Origin of the sequence: Streptomyces sp. NBC_00873, from assembly GCF_045207415.1 — a bacterium.
Classification (GTDB): Bacteria; Actinomycetota; Actinomycetes; order Streptomycetales; family Streptomycetaceae; genus Streptomyces.
Genome location: NZ_CP108803.1, coordinates 8,751,727 through 8,767,823, shown reverse-complemented (window position 1 = coordinate 8,767,823; position 16,097 = coordinate 8,751,727). Strand labels below are relative to the sequence as shown.

Here is a 16,097-nt window from a genome sequence, read left to right as displayed (position 1 = left end):
GCTGCCGGCCGGTTCGGACCGGCCGGCAGCCGCTGGTTCGACGGGTTGGCTGCGCGTCAGGATGCCGGTACGAGCAGATGGACGGCGAGCGCGGTGATCAGCACGGAGGACGCCAGGGCGGTGACGAGCCGCCCCCGGCCGCCGGTGAGTACGCGACCGAGCAGCGCTCCCCCACCGGCCAGCAGCAACTGCCAGCCGGCGGACGCGGCGAAGACTGCGAGGACGAACACGGACTGTTCCAGTCGGTCCGGGGCGGCGGCGGTCGCCCGGCTGCCCAGCACCAGCGCCGTGAAGTAGACGACAGTGGTGGGGTTCAGCAGGGTCATCCCCGTCAGCCCCAGATAGGCGCGCGCGGGGCTGAGCGGGGTCCGGTCGGACCCGGACACCGAATGCCGCTTGCGGTACTGGCCGATCGCGGTAGTGGCGCTCCGTAGCGCCAGGACGACGAGCACCAGGGCCGAGGCCCAGCGCAGCGGCAGGGCGACCGGCTCGATGACACGGGTGAGTGAGGAGCCTCCGACGACCGCGATCAGCGTATAGAGGCCGTCGGCCGTCGCGACTCCGAGCGCGGCGGCGACGCCGGTTCCGAGAGAGGTCCGTGCGGTGAGAGCCACCAGATAGGTCGCGACCGCTCCGACCGGCATGGCAATGCCGAAGCCGGCCAGCAGCCCCGCGACCAGGGCGGCGCTCACGCGGGGAGGAGAATCGGCCTCCGTGGTCGGCCGGACTGCTGCTGGCCCCGCACCGGTCGAGTGGCAGGGGTCGTCGGCAGGGGGGCGGTGATCGAGTTCATGAGCAGATGGTGTGGCCGTGCGGGAGCGGGAGCAACCCATTTCTTCTTCGGGCGTGCGGCCGCATCGGCATGGGGACTCCGTGCTGCGATCCGTTGATGTGGGGCCGCTGCCGAGCCATTACGCTCCTCCGTCATGACCGAACCCACCTACGTACGTACCACCCGGGCGTCCTACGACACCGTCGCGGCCGACTACGCCGAGCTCCTGAGAACGGAACTCGGACGCAGGCCGCTGGACCGGGCGATGCTCGCCGCGTTCGTCGAACTCGTACAGGCCTCCGATGCCGGACCGGTCGCCGACATCGGCTGCGGTCCCGGGCGGGTGACGGGACACCTGCAGTCCCTGGGACTGACTGCACGCGGCATCGACCTGTCGCCGGAGATGGTCGCGGTGGCCCGTAAGACGTACCCGGACCTGCGTTTCGACGTGGGTTCGATGAATGCCCTCGACCTGGACGACGGCAGTCTCGGCGGCATCGTCGCCTGGTACTCCATCATCCACACCCCGCCCGAGCTGTTGCCCGAGGTGTTCGCCGAATTCCACCGGGTGCTGGCCCCGGGCGGCCATTTGCTGCTGGCCTTCAAGGCCGGGGACGAGATCCGGCATCTGGACCACGCGTACGGCCATGCACTGGCGCTCGACGTCTACTGGCTGGAACCCGAGCGTGTGGCCGAGCTCCTGAGTCGGGCCGGACTCCTCGTGGATGCCAGGCTCGTGCGCGAGGCGGGCTGGAAGGACGCAGGCCCCCAGGCGTTCCTCATGGCCCGCAAACCGGCGCATCCGTAGTCGTTGCCCGGCCCGTCCCCATGTCCAACCGGCGCCATGTGGACGGGCCGCCCTCTCGGGCACGGCGAAGAATCTCAGCAGCACATGGTTGTCGCCCGGCAGCAGTCGATGCGGGCCGCACCATGTGGCGTTCCACCCCAGCGGCGAGAAGAGGGGGAAGTCGGCCGTCCTGCGGCTGCCCTCGGTGGGCCGGCCGATCCAGGCCTCCGCTCCCCCGCCGTCCACGGTACGGGCGCCGGACGGTTGCTCCGAAAACTGGGGGCCACCAGCGCCTCGCGATCCAGCTCCTGGCCCGGAATTGACATGTCACTATTTGTCATTTCCCGGCCGCCTCCGGGGCCTCCGGCTTGGGGTCGACCGGCTGGATCCCGGCCTCCCGGGCGACGTTCTCGCTGTGCTCCAGGTGGACACGCCCCTGCTCGCCGAGCTGTGCGAGCACGCCCGCGAGAACCGTCTCGACCGTGGCCAGCGTCGGCACCATGCTGTCGTACGGCGATGGCTCCGCGACCCGGCTGGGCAGGACGACATCGGCGAGATGGGTCACCGGCGACAGCCAGGCATCGGTGAAAAGGACGATCTTGCTGCCGCACTGCCTGGCCATCTCCGCGATGACGATCTTGTCCGGTTCGTAGCGGCGGTAGTCGAACACCACGAGGACGTCCTGCCTGCCCAGCCCCGCGAGCACGGCGGTCCTCTCCACGTCCCGGTCTGGCAGGATCACCACCTCACCCCGCAACTGCATCAGATGCAGGCCGAGATACTGCCCCAGCAGGTGGGTGAACCGGCCGCCGACGAGGACGATCCGACGTTTGGGGTGACTGAGCAGTGCCACCGCGGCCTCCACGTCGTGCGGGGGAAGCTCGCGCAGGGTACGGGCCACCTCGGCACTGAAGACGTCCTGGCCACTGCCGGCACGCGCCGTTCCGGAGCCGTCGTCCTCCTGCACCAGGGGCGGGGTGGTGCCGTACCCGCGGGTGCTGTACAGAGCCAGCGGCGAGGCGCTGCGCTCGTCGAGCTCCTCCCGCAGGGCCGCCTGGAAGTCGGGGAACCCCTTGTAGCCGAGTCTGTTCACGAATCGGATCACCGTGGGGGCGCTCACGCCGGCCCGTTCGGCGAGCGTGGCCACGGTCTCGAATCCTGCCGACGGATAGCCCGCGAGCAGCACCCGGGCAACTTTGCGTTCGGCGGGACTGAGGTCACCGATGCGGTGCCGGATCTCTTCGGCAAGTGAGGACATGGGCCGGGCCACCTTTCCAAAGGGGTTCAGATTACGCGGCGCCCGGCCCCGAGCTGTGTCCGCACGGACGACGGGCCGCATCCGGGGGGCCGGTCAGTGGCCTCCGACGTCGCCGAGCGCCACGATCAGGGCTGCCAGCAGAGCCACACGGCGCGGAATGGTCGTGACGTCGAGCCACTCGTCCGGGCCGTGGTCGCCGCCGCCGACCGGACCGAGGCCGTCGAGGGTGGGGACACCGGCTCCGGCGATGGTGTTGGCGTCGCCGACACCGCCGGTGGCTGCGGCACCCAGGTCGATGGCGAGTTCCCTCCCGGCCTCCAGGGCATGGGTGAGCATGGCGCGAGCCGCTGGGGTGTCCTCCATCGCCGGAATCGCTTCGGTCTGCCGGACGGTGGCGGTGGCGCCAGGTACGGAGAGGCTCGCGGCGGCAGCTTCGATCGCCTGACGGGCGAGCCGGATGCCGGCATCCGTCGACGACCGTACCTCCACATGAAGCTCCGCCTCGGGACAGACGATGTTGATGCGGCTGCCCGCCCTGATCATGCCCACGTTGACGGTGACGTCGCTCCAGCGCCCGTTCATCTGCTGGCATTCGATGAGGAGATGTGCGGCGGCGAGTGCGGCGTTCGCTCCGCGCTCCGGTTCTATTCCGGCATGCGCGGCCCGCCCCGTCACGGTGATCACGAGGTCCGCCACGCCCTTGCGGGCGACGACGAGGTCGCCGTTCTCCCGGGCGCATTCCAGGCCCAGCGCGTAGTGGATGCCATGGCTGAGGGACATGGTCACCGGGCGGCTGGCCGGGGAGCCGACCTCCTCGTCGGGGGTGGCCAGGAAGACGAGCTCGGCGAAGTCCAGCATCCCTTGGCGCAGCAGGAGTTCCACGGCGGTGAGCCCGGCCAGGAGTCCTCCCTTGTCGTCGCTGACCCCGGGGCCGTGGGCGAGTGGCCCGCTTCGGCGGAAGGGCCGGTCCGCCGCGGTTCCGTCGTCGAACACGGTGTCCATGTGTCCGGCGAGCAGGATGCGCTTTCCCCCGCGCTCCACGGGCAGTTGTCCGCGCAGCCGGCCCACGACCAGGTCACCGAAACGGGTGTCGCGGCCTTCGGCGGTGACGGGGACACGGTCCACCGCGAAGCCCAGGGACGTCAGGCGCCGCACGGTCCACGCCGCGACCTGATTGACTCCGTCGGGGCTGTACGAGCCGGAGTCGATGGAGACGAGGTGCTCCAGCTCCGCCAGATAGCGGTCGTGCAGGGCGACGGCGCCGGGGAGCAGCAGGGCCGCGGTGCGTGCCGCCGTGCCCTGCTGTCGCACGGGGACGCTCACAGGACCTTCGACAGAAAGGCGCGGGTGCGTTCCTGCCGCGGGTCGCCGAGTACCTGCCGCGGAGCGCCCGCTTCGACGACGATGCCGCCGTCCATGAAGACGGCCGTGTCCGCGACTTCGCGGGCGAACCCGATTTCGTGGGTGACGACCACCATCGTCATTCCTTCCGAGGCCAGTTGGCGCATGACGTCGAGAACCTCTCCGACCAACTCCGGGTCCAGGGCGGACGTCGGTTCGTCGAAAAGCATCAGCTTGGGTTTCATCGCCAGGGCCCGTGCGATAGCAACACGCTGCTGCTGGCCGCCGGACAGCTGGGCAGGGTATCGGTCGGCGCGATCGGCGAGGCCGACGCGGTCCAGCAGACGCAGGGCGTCCTCATGGGCCTCGGCCCTGGTGGCGCCCGCAACCTTCACGGGTGCCTCCATGACGTTCTGCACCGCCGTCATGTGGGGGAAGAGATTGAACCGCTGGAACACCATCCCGATGTCCTGGCGGCTGCGGGCGATCTCGCGCTCCTTCAGCTCGTGGAGCCGGTTGCCCTGCTGCCGGTAGCCCACTGGCGCACCGTCGACGGACAGCCTGCCGCCGTCGAGCTTCTCCAGGTGGTTGATGCAGCGCAGGAACGTGGACTTCCCGGAGCCGGAGGGGCCCAGCAGGCAGCAGACCTGGCCGCGTTCCACCGTCAGGTCGATGCCCTGGAGCACGGCGACCTTCCCGAAGTGTTTGCGCACGCCCTCGGCGTGCACCATCGGCGTCTCCACTGTTTTCATCCCTTCGGTCCGGTCGGTGCGGGGGCGGTACGGGACAGGCTCAGCCGGGCTCCGGAGACGAGGCGTTGCAGCGGGCTGGCGACAGCGGCGGGGGCCATGCCGCGCCCGTACCTGCGTTCCAGCCAGGACTGCGGCAGGCTCAGGGCCGTGACGAGTATCAGGTACCAGATGGAGGCGACGACGAGCATGGGGATGACCTGGTAGTTCTGTGCATACACGTCCTGGATGTTGGACATCAGGTCGTGGGCGGAGATCACCGAGACCAGCGCGGTCATCTTGAGCATGTTGATGGTCTCGTTGCCCAGTGGCGGGATGATGACCCGCATGGCCTGGGGCAGCACGATGCGCCGGGTGGTGAGGGACGGGCTCATGCCGAGCGAGTGCGCGGCCTCTGTCTGTCCCGGGTCGACGGACTGGATGCCGGCGCGGACGATCTCACTCGCGTACGCCGCCTCGTTCAGACCCAGCGCCAGGAGCGCGGCAACCGTGGGCGTGAGCAGGGCGTTGGTGTCGGCCTGCAGCAACGTGATGTGGGTGAATGGGATGCCGATCAGCACCTGTTGGTAGAGCGCGCCCGCGTATCCCCAGAAGATGATCTGGACGAGAAGGGGCGTGGAGCGGAAGACCCAGACGAAGGCGGTTCCCAGGGCGCGGAGTACGGGGTTGGACGACAGCCGCATCACCGCGACGAGGACGCCGAGGCCGAGCCCGATCGTCATGGCGGCCGCGGTGAGCCACAAGGTGGTGACCAGTCCGCTGAAGACGAGGTCGGCGAAGACGTAGCGTCCGACGATGTCCCAGTGCAGGTTCTTGTTGCCGGCCAGGGAGCCGATGAGTCCGATGAGGGCGATGACGGCTGCCGCTGCGGCCAGCCACCGGCCCCAGTGCCGGACCGGCACGGCGGTCAGGGTGTCCGTGGCGGGCGCGGTCGGTGCGGGAACGCTCTTCATGGTCCCGGCGGGGTTCATGGCTGTCATGTCAGGACACCGCCGCGTTCTTGGTGGCTTCGTTCACCGCGATGGACGCGACACCGTACTTGGCGCAGATCTTGCGGAGCGTCCCGTCGTCGATGAGCGCCTGCACGGCCTTCTGGATGGCGTCGGTGAGCCCGGGCAACCGTTTGGTGACGCCGATCCCGTTGGGGGTGGCCTCGTAGCCGCCGGCCGCCATGGGGTCATTGACGACTGCGAAGGCCCGGCCGCCGTCAGCGGTCTTGGCCGTCCAGCCCGCGGCGGGTTTGGTCAGCAGGTCGGCTGCTACTTTCCGTGACCGCAGGGCGAGTTGGGCGTCTGAATCCTTCGGGAATGACTGGATGGAGATGGGACCCTTGCCCGCCTTCGCGCACGCGGGCTGGTGGGCCTTGAGTACGTCCAGCTGATGGGTGGCGGCCTCCGCACCGACCTTCCTGCCGCACAGGTCGTCGAGTCGGGTGATGTGGTCCGGGTTCCCCTTCGTGACGAGGATGCCTGAGCCGGACACGGAGTAGTCCACGAAGTCCAGGACCTGCTGGCGCTCCTTGGTGTCGGTCATGGCCGACATGACCGCGTCGAACTTGCCGGCCTGAATGGCCGGAACGATGCCGTCGAACTTCTGGGCGGTGAAGGCGAATCGCACCCCCAGTTTGGCTCCGAGCGCCCGCCCCAGGTCGTAGTCGAGGCCGGTGAGCTCGGGCTTGCCCTCGGTCACGAACATCACGAACGGCGCGTACGGGACGTCGGTGGCGACTCTGACCGTGCCGGCGGACCTGACGTCGGCAGGAAGCGCGGCATGGAGCTTCGCATCCCTGGTGATGTGCACACCGGCGACGGTGGCGTCGACCGCGGGAGCGGATGCCTCGCTGTCGGTGCTGCCGCTGCCGCATGCGGACACGGTCATGGCCGATGTGATCAACAATGCACCTGCCGCAACGGCGCGGCGGATCGGGTGAGTGTGCAACACGGACCCCTCTCGCGGAACTGTCGTGCGGTTGGAATTCACCGCCGACGGACTTCCCGCACGTTACACACGACGTAGGATTGCGCTCTACTGTAACGTTTATTACATGTCGATAACGGCGCATCGCGAGGCGACGCACTCACTGATCCGCAGATGTCCCCCGGTCAGGGCAGCCTCGTGAACAGCCGACTCAGAGCTGCTCGCGTTTCAGATCGCGGCAACATCAGTCGATCTGTAACAGGCGTCGCCCGCAACGCCAGGCCATCGACCGCGGCGGCCGACGGCCCACCCCACCCGCGCGGCAGCCGGATGGGACGCACGGCGTCGGGACGGTCCTTGCGCAGCAGCGCGAAGCCGGAGACCGCCAGCACATGGGTGAGGATGTATCCGAGGTTGCCCGTGACAATGATGGCCAGCGAGGTCTGAAGCACCGTCAGCACGAAGACATTGAGCACCAGCACGGCCGGCTGGGCGGGCGGCGCCGCGCTGCCCGGAACGACGCTCGGTGCGTACGGCATGGAGCTGCGCGCGTTCGGGAGTTCGCTGCACGGCCTCAAGAGCTGGTTCTGCCTGGACGACGTGATCGCCTGCGTCGGCTCCGGCATCACCGCCGACGCGGGCACCGCCGAGACGGTCGTGGAGAACCGGAAGCTGCGCGACCCACGGGCGGCCCTCCTCGTCAACGGCACGGCCGTACCCGCCGACGCGGGCTGGTCGGACCGGCTCGACCAGGTCCGCCGGCTGCATCTCGCCAAAACCGGTGGCTACATCTTCCCCGAGCCCGCCCAGGTCAGTGGCGTGCGCGAGGACCGCACCGCGACCTGGCGCGAGATCAACCTCAAGTACGGCACCGACACCCCTGTCACCCGCCCGTATCTGACGCTGTGGCAGGACCACGGAACCGCGCCGGACGGAGCCGGCTACTTCTGGCTTCAGGCGCCCGCCGCATCCGCCGAACGCACCAGGCGGTGGTCGGCCGCGCCACCGGTGAAGCTGGTCGCCGACTCCACGGCCGTGCACGCGGTGCGCCGCTGCGCGGACGGCCTGTTCGCGGCGAACTTCTGGACCGCGGGCACCGCACAGGACCTCACCTCGGACGGGCCGGCATCGGTGCTGGTGCGGCCCGAGGGGAAGACGGTGACCGTGTCGCTGTCCGATCCCACCCAGCTCAGGTCCGGTGTCGTACTGGATCTCGACCGGCGCGGTCTGTCCGTCGTCTCCGCCGATCCCGGCGTGAGCGCCGCGTCCACCGCCCAGGGCATCCGGATCACGGCCGACACCGCTGAACTCCACGGTGCAACCCTCACCCTCACCCTGAAGAGGAGCTAGACCCTTGTTGTTCGACATGCCCCTGGAGCGGCTGCGCGAGTACCGGCCGGATCCTGAGGAGCCCGCGGACTTCGACGCGTTCTGGGCGAAGACGCTCACCGAGACCGGCCGCCACGGCCTGGACGCCGGGTTCGCGACCGTCGACGTGTTCGACGTGACGTTCCGCGGCTGGGGCGGGCAGCCGGTGAAGGCGTGGCTGATGCTGCCGCGCGTCCGCTCGGGCCCGCTGCCCGCCGTGGTGCAGTACATCGGCTACAACGGCGGCCGGGGCATCCCGTACTCCTGGCTGACCTGGAGCGCCCTCGGCTACGCGCATCTGGTCATGGACAACCGGGGACAGGGCGGCGGTGGCAAGAACACCGCGGACACCCCGGACATCGGACCCGACGGCCACGCCTCCTCGTCCCCGGGCTTCCTCACCCGCGGCATCGAGGATCCGTACCGGCACTACTACCGGCGGCTGATCACCGACGCGGTGCGGGCCGTCGATGCGGCCAAGGCCCATGGGGCCGTCGACGCGTCGCGGGTCGCGGTGCTGGGCGGCAGCCAGGGTGGCGGGCTCGCCCTCGCTGTCGCCGGGCTGCGCGACGACGTGGTGGCGGTTGTCGCCGATGTGCCGTTCCTCTGCCACTACCGGCGCGCCTCGCAGATCACGGACGCGGGCCCGTACGCGGAGATCGCCCGCTGGCTGTCCGGGCACCGCTTCCGGATCGACGAGGCGATGGAGACGCTCTCCTACTTCGACGGGGGTCAACTTCGCGGCACGGGCGACCGCTCCGGCGTGGTTCTCGGTCGGGCTGATGGACAAGATCTGCCCGTCGTCGACGGTGTTCGCCGCCTACCACCGCTATGCGGGTCCGGCCGAGATCGAGGTGTTCACGTACAACGGACACGAGGGCGGCGCGGAATACGACCTGCCGCGCAAGCTCGGCGCACTGCGCGGCGTCCTCGGTCCGTAGGCACAGGAACGGGTCACCGGCCCAGCGCCGCCATCGCGGCGTTGTGGCCGGGGACCCCGCTGACCCCGCCGCCGCGCACCGCGCCCGCCCCGCACAGCAGGACGTTGGCGTGCGCCGTCTCGACGCCCCACCGGCCGGTGGACTCCGTGGCGTACGGGAAGGCGAGGTCCCGGTGGAAGATATGGCCGCCGGGCAGCCGCAGATCCCGTTCGAGGTCGAGCGGTGTCTTCGCCTCGATGCACGGTTCGCCGTTCGCGTCGACGGCCAGACAGTCGGCGATCGGCTCGTCGAGATGCGCGTCGAGTTCGGCGAGCGTGGCCTCGAGGAGGGCGGCGCGCGTCGCCTCGTTGTCCGCGGCGAAGAGCCGGGCGGGCGTGTGCAGACCGAAAAGGGTGAGGGTCTGGTAGCCGCGCGCGGCGAGGCCGGGGCCGAGGATCGACGGGTCGGTCAGCGAGTGGCAGTAGATCTCCGACGGCGGGGCCGTGGGCAGCCGGCCCGCAGCCGCGTCCCGGTAGGCGTCGGCCAACTGGCCGTACCCCTCCGCGATGTGGAACGTTCCGGCGAACGCCTGGCGAGGGTCGACGGAGCGGTCGCGCAGCCGGGGCAACCGACGCAGCAGCATGTTCACCTTCAGCTGGGCGCCCTCGGCAGGAACCGGCGGTTCGTCGCCGAGAAGCGCGGCCAGGGCCTGCGGCGAGGCGTTCACGAGGACCCGGCGGGCGGCGACCGTCCGCTCGCCCTCGGGTGAGCGGACGGTGACTTCGGCCCGTGCCCCGTCGGTCTCGATCCGGGTCGCCTCGTGGTGGACCCGGATCTCGGCCCCCGCCGTCCGGGCAGCCTGCGCGAGGGCGTCGGTGAGCGCGCCCATGCCGCCGACGGGGACGTCCCAGTCGCCCGTTCCGCCGCCGATCACGTGGTAGAGGAAGCAGCGGTTCTGGAGCAGCGACGGGTCGTGCGCGTCGGCGAAGGTACCGATCAGTGCGTCGGTGAGCACGACGCCGCGCACGAGATCGTCGGTGAAGTTCTCCTCGACGGCCGCGCCGATCGGCTCCTCGAAGAGCATGCGCCAGGCGTCCGCGTCCCCGATCCGGTCGCGGAGCGCGTCCCGGGTGGGCAGCGGTTCGGTGAGGGTCGGGAAGACCCTCTCGGCGACCTGCTGTGTCATGCCGTAGAAGCGCTGCCAGGCCTCGTACTCGCGCTCCCCACCGGTGAGGGCGGCGAAGGACTCCCGGGTGCGGTCCCCGCCGACGAGCAGTCCGGTGGCTCGCCCGCCACGGACGGTCGGGGTGTACGAGGAGACGGTCCGCTTCCGTACGGCGAAGTCCAGCCCGAGATCGCGGACGATCTTCTGTGGCAGCAGGGACACCAGATAGGAGTAGCGCGACAGCCGTGCGTCGATCCCGTCGAAGGGACGGGTCGAGACGGCCGCTCCCCCGGTGGTGCCGAGGCGTTCGAGGACCAGGACGGACTGTCCGGCGCGGGCGAGGTAGGCGGCGGCGACCAGACCGTTGTGGCCGCCGCCCACGATCACTGCGTCATAGGTGTCAGGTGCGGGCATGGCCCTTGGTAACACAGGATGATCGCCACCGGCCAGAGGCGGTGGCCGAGGGAGTCCCGGTCAGTGCGGGGGCATGCCCCGCTGCTGGCGCAGCGCCGCGACCCTGCGGTACAGCTCGACCGCCTCCGTGCCCCGGCCGAGCTGTTCGAGGCAGTGTGCCTCGTCGTTGCGGCTGGCGAGCGCGTCGGGGTGATCGGCTCCGAGGACGCGTTCGCGGGCCTCGGCGACCGTCCGGTAGACGGTGAGGGCTTCGACCCAGCGGCCGAGCCAGCCGAGGCCGACGGCGACCTCGCGGCGGCTGATGAGGGAGTCGGGGTGGTCGGGGCCCAGGACCCGTTCCCGGATCGCGCACACGTCGCGTGCTTCGTCGAGAGCTTCCTCCCAGCGGGCCAACCGCCCCAGGTTGACGCCGAGGCCGTGGCGGGCCCGGAGCGTCTCGGGGTCGGCGGGGCCGTTCACCCGGGTACGGTCGTCGACGAGCGCACGGTAGAGCTCCAGGGCCTCCGCGCTGCGGCCGAGTCTGCCGAGACCGATGCCGACCTCGTAGCGGGCCGAAAGCGTGTCGGGGTGGTCGGCGCCGAGGGCTCGCGCGCGGCCCTGAGAGACTTCCCGGTAGGTCTGCAGGGCGTCCGTCCAGCGCCCCAACCGACCCAGGGTGTATGCGACTTCATAAAGGGTGACCAGGGTGTCGGGGTGGCTCGCGCCGAGCAACCGGGTGCGGGCTTGCGCCACATCGCGGGCCATCCGGTACGAGTCCTCCAGGCGCCCCAGCCTGCTGAGGTTGAACGCGAGGTTGTGGCGGCAGCGGAGGGTGTCGGGGTGGTCGGGGCCCATCGTCCGTTCCCGGGAGGCGAGCACCGCGGCGTACACCTGGTGGGCCTCGAAGTGGCGGTCGAGCCGGCCGAGTACGTATGCCGTCTCCTGCCGGGCGGCGAGGGTCTCCGGGTGGTCGGGGCCGAGAGTGCGTTCGCGGCCCTGGGCGACGCGCCCGAATTCGCGCAACGCGTCGGCGGCGCGCCCGGTGCGGCTGAGGGTGAACCCCACCTCGTACCGGCTGGAGAGGGTGTCGGGGTGGTCGGGGCCGAGGGCGTGCTCGCGTTCGGCGGCGACCGCGCGGTGCACCTCGCCGGCCTCCTCCCAGTGACCGAGCCGTCCCAGGTTGAGGCCCGCGCTGTGCCGGTTGGCGAGGGTGGAGAGCAGCTCCGGGGAGGGGGTGGGCCGCTCGGACCGGGCGGGCGGCAGCCCCCCGGTCAGGGCCCTCAGATCCGCGCCGGTGGTCCACTCGCCGGTCAGGCCCGCGGAGTGGTCGGGCGGGGCGAGACCGAGCTGTATGGCGCCGGACGCCTTGTGTCCGGTGGTCATGCCCCGGGTCCAGGACGGCAGCCGGGGTTCGCCGTCGGGCGGCTGCTGTCCCGGGCGTACGACGGGGACCGGCGGGGCGAGCCGGACGCGCCGCGACGGCCGTGGGGGTTCGGACGCCGGAAGATGCTGCTGTTCACCGGTGCGTCCGACGGCGATCCGCTGCCGCAGGTCGCCCGCGTCGGCGGGCCGCTCCTCCGGGGTCTTCGCCAGCAGCTCCAGAACGACGCGGTCGAAGAAGCCGGGGAGTTCGGCGCGGTGGGTACGGAGCGGTTCCGGCTGGGTGTCGCGGTGTCCGACGAGGACGGCCCAGGCGTCGTCGAGGTCGAACGGCGGAACCCCTGTGGCGATCTCGTAGAGGACGCAGCCCAGCGAGTAGAGGTCGCTGCGGTGGTCGACCTGGCCGCCGCTGATCTGCTCGGGCGACATGTAGTGCGGGGTGCCCATGGCGATGCCCGTACCGGTCAGGTGGGAGGTGAAGCCGATGTCGTGGCCGAGCCGGGCGATGCCGAAGTCGCAGATCTTCACCGTGCCGTCGGTCAGCCGCATGATGTTGGCGGGCTTGAGGTCGCGGTGCACGATGCCCTGCTGGTGGGTGTAGCCGAGGGCGTCGGTGACCTGCTCGGCGATGTCGACGATGTCCGGTACCGGCAGCGGATGCTGCTTGTTGTCCTCCAGCAGCTGGCTGAGGTTGCGGCCGTCGAGGAGCTCCATCACCAGGTAGAGGACGCCTTCGTACTCGCCGAAGTCATGGACGACGGTGACACCGCGGTGCTGGAGGGCGGCGGCCACCCGTGCCTCTCGGCGGAACCGTTCGCGCAGGATCCGGGTGAACGACTGGTCGTGCTGGGGCCCCACCGGCTTGAGGCATTTGACGGCCACGTGGCGGCCCAGCGACTCGTCGCGGGCGCGCCACACCTCGCCCATGCCTCCGCGCCCGATCAGATCGAGCAGCCGGTACCGGCTCTGGATCAGCCTGGTGTCCGCCATCGCGTGCTGTCGCCCCCGTCACTTCGCCTACTGCTGCGCCCTCCCCGGCCCGTCCAGTATGGCTGTCCGGCTGCGGAGTTTGGAGGGGGTGGGGCGGCTGCCGGGACCGAGTCGTTCCATCGCCTTCACAATGTGGCCGGGCGGGAGTTGCCAGCGCAGCCGTGAGGGGATGCAGCGCAGGGCGGTGCCAGTGGCGCGCAGCCTCCGGTCGACAGTGTGCGAGGGCGGCGCGGCCCTGCCATAGAGCTCATGGGCGTAAGGAGGCAGTGACTGGTAGGCGAGTGCGGTGACGCGCCGCCAGAGAAGTTCGCGTGCCGGTACCAACAGCGCGGGGACGGGCGGGCGGCGGAGGAAGGAGTCGACATCGAACGCCTCGGCTCCTGCGGCGAGCTCGGGGCGCACCCGGTCGAAGTAGGCGGCGAGCTGGGCGGTGGTCGCGGGTACTCCGTCGGGGTCGAGGCCCACCAGGCGGGCGCTGGTGCGGTGTTCGTCGATGTAACGGTCGGCCTGGGCGGCGCTGAGCCTCTGGCCGGAGCGGAGCTGCACCTGGAGGTAGGAGTCGACCTCGGCGCAGTGCACCCAGAGCAGCAGCTCCGGTTCGTCGACGCCGTACGTCTCGCCGGTCGCCGGGTCGGTGGCCTTGAGCAGCCGGTGGATCCGGCGGACGCGGGCGCCCGCCTTCTCGGCGGCTTCGGTGGTGCCGTAGGTGACGGTGCCGACGAAGCCGGCGGTGCGCATCAGCCGCCCCCAGGAGTCCTTGCGGAAATCGGAGTTCTGCATGACGCCGCGGACGGCGCGCGGGTGCAGCGCCTGGAGGTAGAGGGCACGCACCCCGGCGATCCACATCATCGGGTCGCCGTGCAACTGCCAGGTGACGGATTCAGGACCGAAGAGCCCCGGGTCTGCTTCCACCATGACTGCTCGTACCTCCCGCTCGGCCGCGTACGTACGTATGCGTATGCCCCCACAGGATGCGCTGTGACCGGGCTGATGCTCCAGGCCCCGCTCCGGCTCGGTCACCCTCCGGCAATGACCGCGACGCCGACCCGGCCGCCGTCGACGTCGAGCACGGTGCCGTGGACGAACGCCGCCTCGTCGCCGGCCAGGTGCACCGCCGCCTGCGCGATGGCCTCGGAGCTGCCGACCCGGCCGGCCGGAGTGCCCTTCATCATGATGTCGCCCGGGTGCGCCTCGGTCTCGTCCGGGGCGGGCGTACGCGCCACGCCGGGCGAGATCGCGTTGCCCCGCACGCCGGCCCCCCGCACATGCTGCTCGGCACCCGTGCGGCGGCGCTGTTCACCGCTGTTCGCTCTGCACCCGTGCGGCGGCGCTGTTCACCGCTGTTCGCTCGGCACCCGTGCGGCGGCGCTGTTCACCGCTGTTCGCGCAGCAGTGTGAGGCGGCGTTTGTACTCGTCCTCGTCGATTTCCCCGCGGGCGAACCGTTCTGCGAGCAGGTCTTCGGCTCGCCGGCTTCCCCATGCTGCCTCACCAGAGGACGGGCCGGGCTGCTGACTGCGGCGGGTGTTGGTCAGGTAGCGGGTGAGAACGACGACGCCGGCGATCAACAGCGACCAGAACCCAACCATGATCACCGTCATGAGGAGCCATCCACTCCAGCCCCAGCCGCCATACCACATCATGTCGATCACCCTCTTCCGGACGGCCGACCATCGACAGTTCCACGGTGGCGCGTCGCGGCGCCGTTGAGGAGAGGAAACTTGGGCCCTGCCGGGGGGCTGAACGGCCCATACGATCTGTACGGGGGCGGTCGCTGACGTCAAGATCAAAGGCGTGGGCCTCACCTGCCTCGGCACGCGGGAGAGAGCGGCACATCGACGGCTCCCACACGTGGTCGGCCCGATGTGTCAACGCGTCGGCCCTGTGTGGTTCCTCGCGTCAATCGTGGGGGACGACCGCGACAGGGCAGCGTGCGTGATGGAGGGCGGCCTGGGCCACGGGGCCCAGGCGTGGTGCCAGGCCACGATGGTGCTGACGTCGGCCGACGACCAGCAGATCGGCACCCTCGGCGGCCCGTACGACAGCCTTGGCGGGGCTTACAAGTGCAGTGCTGTCGGTGACGTCCACCTGCGGGAACCTGTCACGCCAGGGGCGGAGGGTCTGGCTGAGGAGCTTCTGTGCGTCCTGAACGATTCCTTCCGCCACGTTATGGTCCACGCCCCAGGGCACGTATGCGTCCACCGGCAGGCTCCGGCCGTGGACGGCCCGAAGAGGCATGCCTCGCGCAACAGCGGTCTCGAAGGCAAATTGGAGCAGGTCGTCGCAGGGTCCGTGCAGTTTGAGCGCCACCACCACGCCGCCTGTCGCAGTTCGAGTGGGCTGTGGGCCGTCTTCGCCCGTACTGGCTCGCACCAGGACCACCGGCCGCTCGGCGCGTGCCACGACGGGCATGCTGATGTCGCCGAGGAAATAGCTCTCGACGGGCAGCAGCCCCCGCGAACCGAGCACGATCATCTCGGACTCCGATGCCGCTCGCAGAAGCGCGTGCTCGGCATCGTCGGCGACCAGGCTGCCGATGACGGGGAGGCCCGGGTGGTGTGCCTGGAGCTCCGCCCGCGTGTTGTGCACAATCCGCCTCGCCCAGTAGTTCTGATCCATCTCGGGGGGAATGCGGGTCGGTTCCGGCACCAGCAGAGGCCACGCGTGCAGCAGGCGCAGCGTGAGCTTGCGCCGCTCAGCTTCGTCGGCGGCCCAACGGGCAGCGGCCAGGCTCTCGGGTGAACCGTCGAGGCCGACGGTGACGACTGGCTCCATGACGACTGCCTCAGTCTCGTATGAAGGCGGAACGACGGTGTGGGAGCCGCCTTTCCGCACTGCTGTGGCCCCTGTGCACCGGTCCAGGGCGTGGAGGACGACGGCAGGGGCTCGACGGGGTGAGCATCTGTGCAGACGCGCCGGGCACGGGTTCTCCTCATCCGACAAGTACCCCAGATCCTCAGGTGGCGCATGCGGAACCCGGCGTGGCGCTCGGGGAGGCACCCGGTCCGCGCGCGGCGGACAGGAGCCGGCGCATGCTCCGGTGGTTGTGCGTCGACGG

The 16,097-nt window shown here is 70.4% G+C and carries 14 protein-coding genes and 2 pseudogenes; 3 read left to right on the top strand and 13 right to left on the bottom strand.

Annotated features, from left to right (window positions below; all coding sequences use genetic code 11):
* Positions 1–56 precede the first annotated feature (56 nt).
* On the bottom strand, positions 57–692 hold the full coding sequence (locus OH809_RS40775; RefSeq protein WP_406415956.1) for a LysE/ArgO family amino acid transporter: 636 nt from the start codon (positions 690–692) through the stop codon (positions 57–59).
* Positions 693–926: 234 nt separating this feature from the next.
* Here OH809_RS40775 and OH809_RS40770 point away from each other — a divergent pair, with 234 nt between their 5' ends.
* A complete protein-coding gene (locus tag OH809_RS40770) occupies positions 927–1,580 on the top strand; it encodes a class I SAM-dependent DNA methyltransferase (protein WP_406415958.1) in 654 nt (217 codons plus the stop codon).
* Positions 1,581–1,896: 316 nt separating this feature from the next.
* On the opposite strand, the gene OH809_RS40765 is transcribed toward OH809_RS40770, so the two are convergent.
* The 6 genes from OH809_RS40765 to OH809_RS40740 all read right to left on the bottom strand — a co-directional run bounded on the left by OH809_RS40765 (position 1,897) and on the right by OH809_RS40740 (position 7,306).
* Complete coding sequence (locus OH809_RS40765; protein WP_406415959.1) at positions 1,897–2,817, bottom strand: MurR/RpiR family transcriptional regulator; 921 nt, start codon at positions 2,815–2,817, stop codon at positions 1,897–1,899.
* A 93-nt stretch (positions 2,818–2,910) separates the two neighbouring features.
* Entirely contained in the window at positions 2,911–4,140 is a 1,230-nt protein-coding gene (locus tag OH809_RS40760) for a M20/M25/M40 family metallo-hydrolase (RefSeq protein ID WP_406415961.1), read from the bottom strand.
* Positions 4,137–4,889, bottom strand: a complete 753-nt coding sequence (locus OH809_RS40755; protein WP_406415962.1) for an amino acid ABC transporter ATP-binding protein — start codon at positions 4,887–4,889, stop codon at positions 4,137–4,139. Before OH809_RS40755 ends, OH809_RS40760 begins: the two co-directional genes overlap by 4 nt.
* 17 nt (positions 4,890–4,906) lie before the next feature.
* A complete protein-coding gene (locus OH809_RS40750) occupies positions 4,907–5,887 on the bottom strand; it encodes an amino acid ABC transporter permease (protein WP_406415964.1) in 981 nt (326 codons plus the stop codon).
* A 1-nt stretch (position 5,888) separates the two neighbouring features.
* The gene (locus OH809_RS40745) at positions 5,889–6,785 is read right to left on the bottom strand and encodes an ABC transporter substrate-binding protein (protein ID WP_406415965.1); all 897 of its coding nucleotides are present in this window, start codon (positions 6,783–6,785) and stop codon (positions 5,889–5,891) included.
* A 224-nt stretch (positions 6,786–7,009) separates the two neighbouring features.
* Positions 7,010–7,306, bottom strand: a complete 297-nt coding sequence (locus tag OH809_RS40740) for a hypothetical protein (protein ID WP_406415966.1) — start codon at positions 7,304–7,306, stop codon at positions 7,010–7,012.
* Between OH809_RS40740 and OH809_RS40735 the strand changes: the two genes are divergently transcribed.
* Positions 7,293–8,174: a polysaccharide lyase family 8 super-sandwich domain-containing protein gene (locus OH809_RS40735; protein WP_406415968.1), complete on the top strand. Its 882-nt coding sequence runs from the start codon at positions 7,293–7,295 to the stop codon at positions 8,172–8,174. The two genes, OH809_RS40740 and OH809_RS40735, sit on opposite strands and share 14 nt — an antisense overlap.
* 16 nt (positions 8,175–8,190) lie before the next feature.
* Positions 8,191–9,133 (top strand): annotated as a pseudogene (locus tag OH809_RS40730) (acetylxylan esterase).
* Positions 9,134–9,146: 13 nt separating this feature from the next.
* Here OH809_RS40730 and OH809_RS40725 read toward each other — a convergent pair.
* From OH809_RS40725 to OH809_RS40700, 6 genes and pseudogenes are all read right to left on the bottom strand, one after another.
* Positions 9,147–10,691, bottom strand: coding sequence for a phytoene desaturase family protein (locus OH809_RS40725; RefSeq protein WP_406415970.1), 1,545 nt, complete (start codon positions 10,689–10,691; stop codon positions 9,147–9,149).
* Positions 10,692–10,751: 60 nt separating this feature from the next.
* Positions 10,752–13,040, bottom strand: a complete 2,289-nt coding sequence (locus tag OH809_RS40720; RefSeq protein ID WP_406415972.1) for a tetratricopeptide repeat protein — start codon at positions 13,038–13,040, stop codon at positions 10,752–10,754.
* A gap of 27 nt (positions 13,041–13,067) precedes the next feature.
* Positions 13,068–13,955: an oxygenase MpaB family protein gene (locus tag OH809_RS40715; RefSeq protein WP_406415974.1), complete on the bottom strand. Its 888-nt coding sequence runs from the start codon at positions 13,953–13,955 to the stop codon at positions 13,068–13,070.
* A gap of 101 nt (positions 13,956–14,056) precedes the next feature.
* A pseudogene (locus OH809_RS40710) lies at positions 14,057–14,293 on the bottom strand (SDR family oxidoreductase); the annotation flags it as partial.
* 119 nt (positions 14,294–14,412) lie between these two features.
* Complete coding sequence (locus OH809_RS40705; protein ID WP_406424690.1) at positions 14,413–14,682, bottom strand: SHOCT domain-containing protein; 270 nt, start codon at positions 14,680–14,682, stop codon at positions 14,413–14,415.
* A 256-nt stretch (positions 14,683–14,938) separates the two neighbouring features.
* On the bottom strand, positions 14,939–15,814 hold the full coding sequence (locus OH809_RS40700) for a universal stress protein (RefSeq protein ID WP_406415975.1): 876 nt from the start codon (positions 15,812–15,814) through the stop codon (positions 14,939–14,941).
* Between the last annotated feature and the right edge of the window lie 283 nt (positions 15,815–16,097).